Source organism: Zunongwangia profunda SM-A87 (assembly GCF_000023465.1).
GTDB lineage: Bacteria > Bacteroidota > Bacteroidia > Flavobacteriales > Flavobacteriaceae > Zunongwangia > Zunongwangia profunda.
This window is the reverse complement of sequence record NC_014041.1, coordinates 432,239-446,359: the sequence shown is the minus strand read 5'-3', so window position 1 is coordinate 446,359 and position 14,121 is coordinate 432,239. Positions and strand designations below refer to the sequence as shown.

Sequence of the window (14,121 nt, the reverse complement as noted above, 5' to 3'; positions counted from 1 at the left end):
GGTTTACTGCATTAGCTTTTGTGATTTTATTAAGAAGTCGTACATTCGGCAACGTTAGCCTTTTTCCCTTATGTCGCAGTTTTGGTTATATCTTAAATTAGGTTTGGAGCATGTTCTGGATTGGAATGCATACGACCATATTCTATTTTTAATCGCCCTGGTAGCCTCATATACCTTTACCTCATGGAAAAGGGTACTATGGCTGGTGACCATTTTCACCATTGGTCACACCTTTGCCTTATTTTTATCTACTTACGAAATTGTAATTGTAGACACCGCTTGGGTAGAATTTTTAATTCCGGTATCAATCATGATTACTGCCATTTACAATATTTTTACCGCTAGCAATAAAGAAAAATCAGGCAACCCAACATTGCTGTATTTTACCACTGCTTTTTTGGGGTGATTCACGGCCTTGGTTTTTCTACGTATTTTAAAATGCTAAGCAGCGGTTTTTCCTCAAAGATCTTCCCGCTTTTAGAATTTGCTTTAGGGATAGAATGTGCACAGGCAATCATTGTTTTATCGGTCTTAATCCTGGCGTTTATCACGCAAAATTTCTTTCAGGTCTCTAAACGTGATTGGGTGCTGGTCGTCTCTGCACTGGTTATAGGGATTATTCTACCTATACTTAGGGATAATTTTAATGCCATTTAATTAACTTTAACGCGTTAAAATTGGTTTAACCTGTAGCTTACAATAATTTAGCGATTCTTACATTATAAGAATATGAGATTTAATAAATCTCCTTTCATAACACATGCAAAAAGAAAAACAACTTAAATACGACAAAGCCTATTTAAGAATAGCAAGGGAGTGGAGCAAACTTTCCCATTGCAAAAGAAAACAGGTTGGTGCAGTTATTGTTAAAGATAGAATGATTATTTCTGATGGCTACAATGGTACCCCCAGCGGATTTGAGAATTTTTGTGAAGATGAAGAAGGCTATACCAAATGGTATGTTTTACATGCCGAAGCGAATGCGATCTTAAAAGTTGCCGCATCTACTCAATCCTGCCAGGGAGCTACATTATATATAACCATGTCGCCCTGTAAGGAATGTAGCAAATTAATACACCAGGCCGGAATAACCAGACTGGTATATTGTGTAGATTATAAAGATAATAGCGGTCTCGATTTTCTTAAAAAAGCCGGAGTCGATTTAATTCAGATAACGCAATTAGACGATTGAAAAATAAAAAAAACATATATACCCCACTCCTTTTAGGAATAGCCTGTGCTATTGGCGTATTTATGGGAGGTAAAATAAATTACTCTTCTTCAGATCAGTTATTTTCATCTAATCCAAAAAAAGAAAAGTTAAACCGCCTAATCGACTATATCGATTATGAATACGTTGATAATGTAAATACAGATAGTATTGTTGATGTTACCGTAAATACAATATTAAAAGGCCTGGATCCCCATTCGGTATATATCCCGGAACAGGAATACGACAATGTTTCTCAAAACATGAAAGGTGATTTTGTGGGTATTGGTGTTAGTTTCTATTCAGTCGAAGACACCATTATGGTTATCCAACCACTAGAAGGCGGACCAAGTGAAAAGATTGGTATCCGAGGCGGTGACCGTATTTTATATGCAAACGACAAAGCATTATTCAATCTGGGTGTAAGCAGCGATTCCTTAACCCATTTTTTAAAAGGACGACAGGGCAGTAATGTGGAACTTAAAGTAAAACGCCCCGGACAGGACGATCTTCTTAGTTTTAATGTAAAGCGCGATCATGTGCCTATAAAAAGTGTGGAAGCGGTTTATATGCTTAACAAAACCGTAGGCTACATTAAAATAAATCGTTTTGCAGAATCGACCTATGAGGAGTTTGATGCTGCTATAAAGGCTTTAAAGCTAATGGGCGCTAAAGAGATTGCACTGGATCTTCGCGACAATCCAGGCGGATATTTAGCAGAAGCCATTAATATTGCCGATGAGTTCTTAAAAGACGATAAGCTTATTCTTTTCACTAAAAACAAAAGCGGTGCTATAGAAAAAACTTTTGCCAATCGTAAAGGCGACTTTGAGGATGGACACGTATATGTTTTAATTAATGAAAATTCGGCTTCGGCAAGCGAAGTGGTAGCAGGCGCTTTACAGGATAACGATGTGGGAACTATTATCGGAAGACGATCCTACGGTAAAGGATTGGTACAGCGGGAAATGGATCTTGGCGACGGCAGTGCGGTACGATTAACTATAGCTAGGTATTATACCCCAACCGGCCGTTCTATACAAAAACCTTACGAAAACGGAAACGATAATTATTTTAGAGATTATGAGCGCCGCTATGAAAACGGCGAACTTAAAAGCGTAGATAGCATAAAAGTAGACGACTCTTTAAAATATGTCACCCCGGGTGGAAAAGTGGTATACGGCGGAGGCGGAATTATCCCTGATGTATTTATCCCTAAAGATATAGAAATTGAACATGAGCACATTCGCATTTTACTAAATCGCGGTTTTTTAAGCCGATTTGTTTTTCAGGAATTAGAACGAAAACGATCCTACTATAACTCACTTTCCAAAAGAGAATTTGAGAATGAAGTGGAAATTACCGATGAAGTCATCGATAGACTTATTGCCTTTGGAAAAAGTGAAAAGTTAAACATTCGCCTTACCGAATATAAGCCGCTCATGAAACAGTATTTAAAAGCCGTGATGGCACAACAACTGTTCGGTTCCACTTACTTTCAACAATTAAAAAATGAAGGAGATCCTGTAATTGAGAAAGTACTGGAATTATCTAAAAAAAAGCATAATTTTAAAGATTAATGGTTCCGGAAGATTTATCTGATAGTTATTGTATTTTCCTCCCCTTATTATTCTTTGTGATTGCCGTAAGTTTTAGGCTGCTGGATAATAGTGCATTATTGCTACTTCAAAAGGAGATCATTGTAACCTCTTCCTATGTTCCCAAAAAAACAATCATAAAACATATCGCTTCTCATCCGGATAAAGTTTTTACTGAGAAATTAAAAAGAGCTTTAGTTTACCGAAGCGTGCATCGTTTTTTTATCATCTTGATGATCAGCTCTGTAGTTCCTGCAATTAGTTGTTTCCTTTTAGGATAATTTGTCGTGAACTTTAGTATGCTCCCCATCGTTCCAATCGGTAAGGATATCTGTTGCTACGGCAGCGCCACTACCACAGGCGATAGAGAACTGGCTTCGCCAACCTGCAAGAGAACCGGCCACATATAAATTAGGAACCACCAGGTGGTCTTCATTGATTAATTGCACACGATTTTTAGAAGCTTTGGCCTTTTTGTGCGGAATAACATATTCATCTACTCCGCCTATTCTAAAATTATCGGAATAGCCAATAGCGATCACTACCTTTTTGGCTAAGTAATTATCCTTATTGGTTTTAAGCTCAAAAACTCCATTTTCATTTTTGCTAATGTGCTGAAGTTTCTCTCCTGTTAACTGTGTTACTTTTGGATATAATTCTTCTAATTGTTCAGGTCCTTGTTTCAGTATGTCTATACCTTTAGTTGCCGGTGGTAATCCAAGTACATTATTAAAAAGGGCGTTTTGCAGATCAGAGGTTTTTTGATGCATTAAGATCCCTACCTTCTTATCCTTAGCAAATTCTTTTTCTAAACCCGATCCAACGACTAATGCACAGGACATGCCTGCCGCTCCTCCGCCAACAATTAAAAGATCATATTCCATAATTATTGATTATGTTTTTTTGCGATTGCTCTGGATACTAAAAGGATTCCCATTAAAACGATCACGCAAAGACTGGCCACAATAGCGATCAACGCTGTTCCGCTTTCGTCTTCCATTAGACGATTAAAATCTAATATCGTCACATTAAAACCAATAACAACTATTCCTAAAAAGATGATCGTGTAGATTAAATACTTTGTCATGAAAATAAACTCTGAATGTTTGCGGCAAAAAGTTTAACGGCGATTGCCAGTAAAATAACGCCAAATATCTTCCGGATAACATTTATACCCTGCGATCCTAAAACCTTTTCTATTTTACCTGAAGATTTTAAAACAACATATACAAAGATAATATTGATTATGATAGCCACAATGATATTTATGGTTTCATATTCTGCCCTTAACGATAAAAGTGAAGTCATCGTCCCTGCCCCGGCAATTAACGGAAAGGCCAAAGGCACTACAGAAGCAGATTCTGGCGCATCATCTTTATACAAACTAATCCCCAGGATCATCTCTAAAGCCAGAAAAAATAAAATAAACGAACCGGCCACCGCAAAAGAATTTACATCGATACCAATAAGGTTTAAAATCTCTTTCCCTAAAAACAAAAAAGCAATCATTAGCAAACCAGCCACCAAAGAGGCTTTTTCACTTTGTATATGCCCTACTTTTTTACGTAAATCCAATACAATAGGAATACTTCCAATAATATCGATTACCGCAAATAAAACCATCCCTACCGTAAACACCTCCCTGAGGTCGAACAAATTAAACATAGCTCAAAATTTTTTGCAAAAGTAAATTTTCATAACGATTTTAGTTCATTTCAACTTTAAATATTTCTAAACAATTAAGAACTTAGGAAAAGCTTTCGAGGCAGGAACCGAAATAGCTTTTATAATTTTGCAGGATACTCTTTGCAGCGCAAAAAAGGCCAATTCGCAATATATTTAAGATCAAAAAATAATATCCAAACGTTGCCAGGCAGTATAAATGAAGTCGACCGCTCACAAAAAGGAAACCTTTTTAACGTAAACTATCACAGTAAAATGAGGTATTTGTTACAAATTTATTTTAGTTCGTGACCTACCGATCTCGACAAATAAGGACATGAGCATTTAATCCCGATTACTGGGTAAAACAGGAACCGTACTATTCAAATCTCGATGATTCATCAAATAATAAAGCACTTTTCTTTATAAAATCAATCTTAAAATTATCTTTGCCGTATGTTTCAGTTAGGTAAAACCATAGTTTCAGAAGAAATTCTAAAAAAAGAATTTGTTTGTAATCTTTCTGCCTGTAAAGGGGCATGCTGTGTAGATGGCGATGCCGGTGCTCCCGTAGAAGAGTATGAGAAAGAGATCATGGATAGCATTTATCCAAAAGTTAAACCATTTCTAAGGCAAAAAGGAATCGAGGCCATAGAAGCACAGGGACGGTATATCACGAACGATTTTGGTGAGATCGAAACCCCGCTTATCGATGGTGCCGATTGTGCGTATGTCACCTTCGATGATAAAGGAACCGCTCTTTGCGGAATAGAGGAGGCCTATAATCAGGGAGAAATCGATTGGAAAAAACCGATTTCATGCCATCTTTATCCGGTACGCGTTCAGGATTATTCAGAGTTTTCTGCCGTCAACTACCATCAATGGCATATTTGCGATGACGCCTGTAGCCTTGGCGAAGAATTAGGTGTACCTATTTATAAATTCACTAAAGAAGCACTTATTAGAAAATTTGGTGAAGACTGGTATGCCGAACTGGAAAAAGTAGCTAAAAAACTATAAGTAGGGCGTTGCCTTCGGCCGGGCTTTCGCTGCTCGCTTTGCAAGGATGTACCATCTTGCAAGAGCTCAAACAAACTGCTCTATCCCTAACGCTAAATAAAAATCATGAACTGGGAACAACTATTATCACTAAAAAGATCTGGCGATACCAATAAAAGATTACGTAAAGAACAAGATGAAACCCGTTTAGGTTTCGAGGTAGATTACGATCGCATTATTTTTTCTTCAGCTTTTAGGAGTTTACAGGATAAGACCCAGGTAATCCCACTTTCTAAAACAGATTTTGTACATACGCGTTTAACCCATAGTCTTGAAGTTTCTGTAGTGGGCCGATCCCTAGGCCGCCTAACGGGAAAAAAGATCCTGGAAAAACACCCTCATCTTAGCACTATTCATGGCTACCAGATGAATGATTTTGGAGCAATCGTTGCCGCAGCCGCTTTAGCACATGATATCGGGAATCCTCCCTTTGGACATTCCGGAGAAAAAGCCATAGGCGAATATTTTTTAAATGGAAACGGCAAAAGATTCCAATCCCAACTTAGCGAAAAAGAATATCAGGATTTAGTAAAATTTGAAGGAAATGCCAATGGTTTTAAAATTCTTACCCAGGATCGTCCCGGTACTCCCGGTGGTTTAAGAATAAGTTATGCCACCCTTGGTGCTTTTATGAAATATCCTAAGGAATCCTTACCGCACAAACCCACAAAAAATATTGCCGATAAGAAATTCGGCTTTTTCCAAAGTGAAAAAGGCACCATGCTTGATGTGGCACAAGAACTTGGCCTAATCAAAACTGGAAACAAAAATGACATTAGTTTTTCAAGACATCCTCTAGCATTTCTAGTAGAAGCTGCAGATGATATTTGTTATACAATTATCGACTTCGAGGACGGTATTAATCTGGGTTTGATCGACGAAGATTATGCATTAGAATATTTAATTAAACTGGTAAAAGACACGATATCCACACCTAAATACAATTCTTTACAAAGTACGGCAGATCGCTTAAGCTATCTGCGATCTTTAGCGATTAACACCTTGATTCGCGAAGCTGCTGAAATCTTCCTGGCAAACGAAGAAGCTATTCTTGCAGGAGAGTTCCATCAGGCTTTATTCGACAAAAGCAAATACGAAGCACAGATTAAAGATATTATCAAAATAAGCATTGAGAAAATTTACCAAAGCGAAGAAGTAATCAATAAAGAAATTGCCGGGTATAAAATGCTGGAAACTTTATTAGACACCTATACCAATGCATTTTTACCAGCAACCCAGGATTTAGATTCGAATTTTAACGATCTGGTCTTAAAGTCTGTACCAAAGCTTAAAAATTTAAATGCAGAAACTTCTGTATACCAAAAACTTATTCAAATTTGTTCGTATACCGCATCACTTACTGATGGATTTACGGTGTCTTCTTTCAAAAGATATCAGGGTTCCGGTTTTTAATATTTCAATATCTTCACACTTTAGGGAAATACATGAACCTATTTGCTTAGTTGTTTAATTCCAAAAGGAGTTTAACCTAAAAAACATAGGTAAAACCAACCCCTAAAAGCTGTTTCCACTGTACCCTGGCTCCTAAGGTTTCCAGATTCCCATCGCCATTAGTATCTTCTTTATATTTTACATCATTATCATAAAGAAGATGAGAGCCTATATTGGCTTTTATAAAATCGTTTACCTTCATATCAAACGCCAATTGCCAGTCTACATCAATATTTCCAAAATCCCGAAGATAATCTGAATATAAGCTTATTTGCGTATTCATATTCACATTGGGAAACACCTGTTTCTTAAAATCACTGGTCACCAGAAAACCAAATTCTGAACGTACTTTATTACCCTCATCAATTAAATTCCCCAACTCATCATATTCTGCCGGGTCTACCCCAAAAGCTCCTTCATTGGCTAAACGCTGATCGAGTACAAAAGTAGATTTTTCGGTAACCGGAGAGATATACGCATTAAAGTTTTCATCTGGATGCGAAAACTGCGTACCCACACCTATCAAAAGATATCCCGGAGCCATGAATTTAGAGATTGCGGCATCGGTATTAGGATACTTATAACCATTGGCAAATTGGGTCCTAAAATCAATATTACCGGAATAATACCAGTTAGACACCGAATCTTTACGATAACCAAAAGTAGTCTTAAACTGAATTTGATCGTCGGTTTTTCTAAGTTCCTGTCCCTCTTGGGAGTTTAGTCCATATCTTAAGGACAGGTAATTTTTCCAGCTGGTTAACTTTTTCTTGTAATTTCTTTCAAACTGTCCATGAAATAAGGCAGAAATGGAGTTGTTTCCCCCTGCATTCCAGTTTACAAAAGCTACTTCACTTAAATTCACTCCAACAGCATTTTTTTCAGACCAGTATATGATTACCGGCTCGACATCTGCAGAATCTTGAGGCGTCTGTGTGGTGTCTTGCGCCGTTTGATTTTGTGCACACATGGATAAAGAAGAAATACCTAGATAGAATGAAATACAAATTAAACTAATGATTAATCGCACTTGCATTGGTTATTTAGATTATTCGGGTTCGCAAAATTAAAATTTATAACAGAGATTTCAGCTCGTTAATTATAGTTTTAACGTCAATTCCGGCAATTTCTTGTAATTCGCCGATCTCACCATGTTCAATAAAGGCGTCTGGAATCCCCAAACACTTTATTTTCAAACTATAATCATTTGCTGCTGCAAATTCTAATATCGCACTTCCAAAACCTCCGCTTATCACACCATCTTCTATAGTTAGAATCGTTTTATATTTTTTGAACACCTGATGCAGCATCGTTTTATCCAAAGGCTTAACAAACCTCATATTGTATAATCCAATCTCTTCGCTAAACTCCTGTAATGCTAATTTCGCATTCCTTATAATCGAGCCTACAACCAGGACAGCAAGGTTCTCACCTTCCTTTTCACAAACTGCCTTACCAATTTCCAAAGCTTTAAAAGGTAGCTGCCAATTTACGTTTACACCTCTTCCTCTTGGATAACGTATAGCCATGGGATGTGTTAAACCTAATTGAGCGGTATATAACAATTGTCTAAGTTCAATCTCGTCTGCCGGTGCGACCACAATCATATTGGGAATAGCACGTAAATATACCAAATCAAAAAGGCCATGATGTGTAGCTCCATCTTCCCCTACCAAACCGGCTCGATCCAAACAAAAAATTACGTGTAGATTTTGCAAAGCGACATCATGAATTACCTGATCGTATGCTCGTTGTAAAAAAGTAGAATAAATATTGCAAAAAACAATGGCTCCCTGTGTTGCCATACCTGCCGCCAGGGTCACCGCATGCTGCTCTGCTATTCCTACATCAAAGGCTCTTTCTGGGAAAGCTTCCATCATATACTTAAGCGAACTTCCGGTTGGCATCGCCGGTGTAATTCCAACAATATTCTTATTTTTTTCTGCTAATTCTACCAAAGTTAAACCAAAGACATCCTGATATTTTAAAGGTAGGCCTTCGGCACTTTTTGGAAGTAATTCCCCGGTTTCCGGTTTAAACTTTCCTGGGGCATGATATTTTACCTGGTCTTCTTCCGCCTTCTTTAATCCCTTTCCTTTTTTAGTGATAACATGTAGAAACTTTGGTCCTTTTATCTCATTTAATTCTTTCAGGATAGATACTAATCCTTCTAAATCGTGACCATCTATAGGGCCAAAATAGCGAAAATTAAGCGCCTCGATAATATTGCTTTCTTTGGGCTTATAGCCCACTTTAGCTTTGGTAAGATATTCTTTTAAGGCTCCTACACTGGGGTCGATCCCAATAGCATTATCATTGAGTATTACCAGTAAATTGGCATTGGTGACCCCGGCATGGTTTAAACCTTCAAAAGCCATCCCACTTGCAATAGACGCATCACCAATAACCGCAATATGCTGTTTATCCAAATCACCTTTTAATCTTGAAGCCAGCGCCATACCCAGTGCTGCTGAAATGGAAGTGGAGGAATGCCCAACTCCAAAAGCATCATAAACGCTTTCTTCTCGTTTAGGAAAGCCGCTTATTCCTCCTAATTGCCGATTGGTATGAAATTTTTTGCGTCTGCCTGTTAAGATTTTATGCCCGTAAGCCTGGTGTCCTACATCCCAAACCAGGAGATCCCTGGGAGTATCAAATACAAAATGAAGGGCAATAGTGAGTTCTACCACGCCCAAACTGGCTCCTAAATGCCCTTCTTTTACCGCAACAACCGCTATGATGTACTGTCGTAATTCTTTAGCCAAAAGCTGTAATTCCTGTAAAGACAAAGCTTTTAAATTTTCCGGCCCTTCTATGTTATTTAAAATCTGATATTCCATAATCAAGACAAATTTAGTTTTATCCTTAAACTATTTTTAATAATTATCACTTCCTTTTTTATCTTGCTAAAAATTTACGCTGTGCTTACACCTTTTGATGATACCTACTTCATGAAGAAAGCCTTTGAAGAGGCTCAAATTGCTTTTGAAAAAGGAGAAATTCCTGTAGGTGTAGTAGTGGTTATTAAAAACCGTATTATCGCCCGTGGGCACAACCTTACCGAAACTTTAAACGATGTAACGGCCCATGCCGAAATGCAGTCCATTACCGCGGCAGCCAGTTTTTTAGGAGGTAAATATTTAAAAGGCTGCACTATGTATGTTACTCTAGAGCCCTGCCAGATGTGTGCCGGAGCTTTATATTGGAGCCAGCTTTCCCGATTGGTCTTTGCGGCCAAAGACGATCACCGGGGATATCAAAAATTTGGAGTGCAACTGCATCCTAAAACAGAAGTTTCCCAGGGAATAATGGCCAACGAATGCAGCCAGCTGCTCAAAAAATTCTTTATCCAAAAACGCAACCTTAACTAAGCTCAGGTAATGTAGATTGGTTTTTATGAAAATTTTTAGGCTTGTTCAAATAAAAGTGTTATAGATAGTTAAAATTTATTTACATCTCTGATTTTTTTTGAAATTTCACATCGCCCAAGCGTATTTGGTCATTTCAACATAACAGAAAATACATGATAAATATATTTCTACTTCAACAATCTGCATATAGCTTTAAAAAAATATTCTTCGCTTTTTGCTTTATACTAGCTATAAGCACTACGCATTTTTACGGGCAGCAATCTGGTAGAAAAGTATCACAAACTTTTTATTTTACAGGAAATACCGGGGTTGATGAATCTGATTACACCAAAAAGGTACTTTCAGCTATAAACGAAATGTCCCAGAAGGATGAAAAAGCCACCTTCGTGGCCATAGGGAATATTACCTCTAAACAAGGCTTTCCTCCAAAAAAGAAAGATCGAGAAAAGGCAGAAGCATTACTTCGAAAAAGCCTTATGGAACCCATGGAGAATTTTAATGGACGTGTGATCTACACCCCAGGTAAAAATGAGTGGAATAAGAACGGACATGAGAATATAGACGATATGGAATCGTTTATCCAGGATAATAGTAAAGCGGAATTTTGGCCAAATGATGGTTGCGTGCGAGAGATTGAAGATCTGGACACAGAGAATATCGAATTGCTAATGGTAGATTCTCAATGGTTTTTAGAGGATTGGGATAATCATTTATATATTAACAATAAATGTGATCTTAAAACTCGTGACGATTTTTTTACCAAGTTTAAAGACGATCTTAAGGATGAGCAGAATAAAACGGTGATCGTTGCGATACACCATCCCGTATTGAGTAATACAAAACAAGGATTTTTTGAAAAAACAGGTGGCTTTAAAAAAGAAGATTACTATAGCCAGCAACGCAAGCAATTAAGAGGTACTTTAGAAACCCTGGCCAGTATGTTCCCAGATGTGATTTTTGTTTCTGCCAGTGATCAAAATTTGCAATATTTATCAGATGACGGAATTCCACAAATTATTAGTGGAACTGCAGGTAAAAAAACCAAAAAAGCCAGAGCAGATGAAGAAGACGGACAGTTTGCGTCCAGTGATCATGGTTTCGCCAGACTTACGGTGTATGACGATAACAGCTCTGAAGTTGAATTTTATTCAGTTGAAAACGGAACTCCTGAAAAATTATTCAGCACAACGATTAAAAGACAGCAAACAACCTTAGACGAAGTTTCTTACCACGATATCAGCAACTGGCCGGCAACAAAAAAGGCCTCTATTTATACCGATGAGGAAACATCTAAAAGCGGTTTATATAATTTCTTTTGGGGAACACATTACCGCGATGTCTACAGTAAAGAGATCGAAGCTCCGGTACTTGATTTAACCAAATTAGAAGGAAATCCCGTAGCCATCTCTGAAGGCGGTGGGCATCAATCCAGGTCTATCCGTATAAAAGATGATAAGGATCACGAATACACCTTAAGGGAACTAAGAAAAAGTGCGGTTAGATTTATCCAATCGGCCATAAAAAATCACTACGTAGAAGATTATATGCAAAATACCGTTGCAGAAAGAATAGTACAGGATTTTTATACTACTGCACATCCATATGCTCCTTTTGCGTTAAATACCATACTCGACACCCTTAACATCTATAATGCCGAGCCAAAAATTTATTACCTGCCCAAGCAAAAAAATCTGAATATCTTTAACGAAGATTACGGGGATAAACTTTATATGCTAGAAGTTCATGCTGGCGATGAAAACAAAGACAATCCTAAGTTCGGAAATCCAGATGATATCATTTCCAGTACCGATTTATTGCTGGATATGAGAGATTCTAAAGAGTACCAGGTAGATCAATCGGCTTGGGTAAAGGCACGTCTTACCGATATGCTTATTGGTGATTGGGATCGCCATAACGATCAATGGCGTTTCTCTGAATTTGAACAGGAAGATGGCTCTAAACTTTATAAGCCTATAAGACGTGACCGCGACCAGGCATTCCCAAGATATGATGGTTTAATTATCAAGTTACTGAGACTGGCGATTACAGATTTTAGAAAAATGCAGGATTTCGAAGGTGGGGTTAAAAACGTAAAGTGGCTAAATTTTGACGGCTATTCCTTAGATCAGGCATTTTTAAAAGATATTACCTGGGAAGAATGGGAAAAACAGGTGAAGTTTATACAAAATCAACTTACAGATCAGGTCATTGAAGATGCTTTCAAAACCTTACCGAAAGAAGTACAGGATCAGTCGATAGACGATATTAAAAAAGCATTAAAAGAGCGCAGGGATAATCTTTTAGAACCTGCAAAAGCTTATTATGAATATGTAAATCGATTTCAGGTCATCACCGGAACCGAGGAGGATGATAAATTCCTGATCACCAGAAAACCGGATGGTAAAACAAGCCTTTCTATCGAAACTGAAGGGGAAGTGGTCTACGAACATACTTACGATAAAAAACTTACCAAAGAGATCTGGATTTATGGGCTAGACGGTAAAGACGATTTTAAAATCGAAGGAGAAGGCGATCATTACATTAAACTTAAAATTATAGGGGGAGAAAATAACGACACTTATGATTTTGAAAATAACCGGAATGCAAAACTTTACGATTACAAGAATAAAAACAATACTATAAAAGGGAATAGTAGTAAATGGTTGGTTGATGATTACGACATCAATAACTACAATCCGGATAAACGCAAATACAGTACCAACACCATATTCCCCGCCATTGGATGGGATCCGGATGCCGGATTTAAGGTGGGTATTTCCGATACTTATACCACTTATGGCCTTGCGAATAATCCTTTTCAATCGCAACACAAATTTGGTGCAGCTTACTTTTCGGCAACTAATGGATTCGAGTTTACGTATTCTGGAGAGTTTGCCCATATTTTTCATAACTGGAATTTTGGGATAGAAGCCGGTTTTACTAGTCCTAATTATGCTATTAACTTCTTTGGTTTTGGTAACGAAACCTCTTATGATGACGATGCGGTAGACAGAGATTATAACCGTGTGGGGATTGCCCAGTGGAACTTTGCTCCTTCTTTAATCTATCGAAATGGAAGCGGAATTAATTTTGAAATCAAACCTATGATTGAATCTCATGAAGTAGATTACAAAGCCAACGAAGCTACCGGTGAATTTTTTAATAGTAATGATGATATTTTCGAAAACCAGATCTATGCTGGTGGTGAATTAGCTTTTCAGTATAAAAACAAAGGAAACGAGCTTGCGTTCCCAAGACGGGGACTTCAGTTTGATCTGGCGACAGGTTATAAAACAAACATCGACGAATTCAACAACGAATTTGTGTATTTGAAACCATCTGTATCTATAGATTATCCTTTACACGAAAGTGGAATTGCCGTGCTTGCCACTAAGATTGGAAGCCACATGATTTTTGGCGATAATTACGAATTTTATCATGGAGCAACTTTAGGTGGTAACCATAGCTTAAGAGGATATAGAAATGAACGTTTTAATGGTAAAACCTCTTTTTATCAAAGTACAGATTTAAGAGTAGGTCTCGCTAAATTCAGAACTAATTTTATCCCTGTAAGAATGGGTGTGACTTTAGGTTTTGATTACGGTCGCGTTTGGGAGGAAGACGACAATTCTGATATTTGGCATAATGACTTTGGGGGTTCCATCTTTATAAACGGATTTAATGCACTTTCTGGAAATTTAGGGCTATATCATAGTGAAGATGGGAATAGAGTAATGTTCTCACTAGGATTTAACTTCTAAAAACTTTT

12 protein-coding genes and 1 pseudogene are annotated in these 14,121 nt (G+C 37.6%); 8 read left to right on the top strand and 5 right to left on the bottom strand.

Going from position 1 to position 14,121, the window contains the following annotated elements; translation table 11 throughout:
• Window positions 1–70 precede the first annotated feature (70 nt).
• The 4 genes and pseudogenes from ZPR_RS02030 (at window position 71) to ZPR_RS02015 (ending at window position 3,089) form a co-directional block, all read left to right on the top strand.
• Window positions 71–657 (top strand): annotated as a pseudogene (locus ZPR_RS02030) (HupE/UreJ family protein).
• Window positions 658–760: 103 nt separating this feature from the next.
• Complete coding sequence (locus tag ZPR_RS02025; RefSeq protein WP_013069933.1) at window positions 761–1,192, top strand: deoxycytidylate deaminase; 432 nt, start codon at window positions 761–763, stop codon at window positions 1,190–1,192.
• Window positions 1,189–2,790 (top strand): S41 family peptidase, encoded by a 1,602-nt coding sequence (locus ZPR_RS02020; RefSeq protein ID WP_013069932.1) that lies wholly within the window; start codon window positions 1,189–1,191, stop codon window positions 2,788–2,790. Before ZPR_RS02025 ends, ZPR_RS02020 begins: the two co-directional genes overlap by 4 nt.
• On the top strand, window positions 2,790–3,089 hold the full coding sequence (locus ZPR_RS02015) for a hypothetical protein (RefSeq protein ID WP_013069931.1): 300 nt from the start codon (window positions 2,790–2,792) through the stop codon (window positions 3,087–3,089). The genes ZPR_RS02020 and ZPR_RS02015 overlap by 1 nt, the downstream gene beginning before the upstream one ends.
• Here the strand turns inward: ZPR_RS02015 and ZPR_RS02010 are convergent.
• From ZPR_RS02010 to ZPR_RS02000, 3 genes are read right to left on the bottom strand one after another with little or no spacing between them, the layout of a single operon-like run.
• On the bottom strand, window positions 3,081–3,692 hold the full coding sequence (locus tag ZPR_RS02010; RefSeq protein WP_013069930.1) for an FAD-dependent oxidoreductase: 612 nt from the start codon (window positions 3,690–3,692) through the stop codon (window positions 3,081–3,083). The two genes, ZPR_RS02015 and ZPR_RS02010, sit on opposite strands and share 9 nt — an antisense overlap.
• 2 nt (window positions 3,693–3,694) lie before the next feature.
• Window positions 3,695–3,895, bottom strand: a complete 201-nt coding sequence (locus ZPR_RS02005; protein ID WP_013069929.1) for a hypothetical protein — start codon at window positions 3,893–3,895, stop codon at window positions 3,695–3,697.
• The gene (locus ZPR_RS02000) at window positions 3,892–4,473 is read right to left on the bottom strand and encodes a MarC family protein (protein WP_187288252.1); all 582 of its coding nucleotides are present in this window, start codon (window positions 4,471–4,473) and stop codon (window positions 3,892–3,894) included. The genes ZPR_RS02005 and ZPR_RS02000 overlap by 4 nt, the downstream gene beginning before the upstream one ends.
• A 453-nt stretch (window positions 4,474–4,926) precedes the next feature.
• Between ZPR_RS02000 and ZPR_RS01995 the strand changes: the two genes are divergently transcribed.
• Window positions 4,927–5,490, top strand: a complete 564-nt coding sequence (locus ZPR_RS01995) for a DUF3109 family protein (RefSeq protein WP_013069927.1) — start codon at window positions 4,927–4,929, stop codon at window positions 5,488–5,490.
• Between the two features lie 105 nt (window positions 5,491–5,595).
• On the top strand, window positions 5,596–6,942 hold the full coding sequence (gene dgt, locus ZPR_RS01990; RefSeq protein WP_013069926.1) for a dGTP triphosphohydrolase: 1,347 nt from the start codon (window positions 5,596–5,598) through the stop codon (window positions 6,940–6,942).
• Window positions 6,943–7,018: 76 nt separating this feature from the next.
• Here dgt and ZPR_RS01985 read toward each other — a convergent pair whose 3' ends face one another.
• Together ZPR_RS01985 and dxs are read right to left on the bottom strand one after the other, a co-directional pair.
• On the bottom strand, window positions 7,019–8,017 hold the full coding sequence (locus ZPR_RS01985; RefSeq protein ID WP_041578535.1) for a DUF3078 domain-containing protein: 999 nt from the start codon (window positions 8,015–8,017) through the stop codon (window positions 7,019–7,021).
• Between the two features lie 37 nt (window positions 8,018–8,054).
• Window positions 8,055–9,821, bottom strand: coding sequence for a 1-deoxy-D-xylulose-5-phosphate synthase (gene dxs / locus ZPR_RS01980; RefSeq protein ID WP_013069924.1), 1,767 nt, complete (start codon window positions 9,819–9,821; stop codon window positions 8,055–8,057).
• Window positions 9,822–9,902: 81 nt separating this feature from the next.
• Here dxs and ZPR_RS01975 point away from each other — a divergent pair, with 81 nt between their 5' ends.
• Both ZPR_RS01975 and ZPR_RS01970 read left to right on the top strand, forming a co-directional pair.
• A complete protein-coding gene (locus ZPR_RS01975; RefSeq protein ID WP_013069923.1) occupies window positions 9,903–10,352 on the top strand; it encodes a nucleoside deaminase in 450 nt (149 codons plus the stop codon).
• A 152-nt stretch (window positions 10,353–10,504) separates the two neighbouring features.
• On the top strand, window positions 10,505–14,113 hold the full coding sequence (locus ZPR_RS01970) for a BamA/TamA family outer membrane protein (protein ID WP_013069922.1): 3,609 nt from the start codon (window positions 10,505–10,507) through the stop codon (window positions 14,111–14,113).
• Window positions 14,114–14,121: the final 8 nt, after the last annotated feature.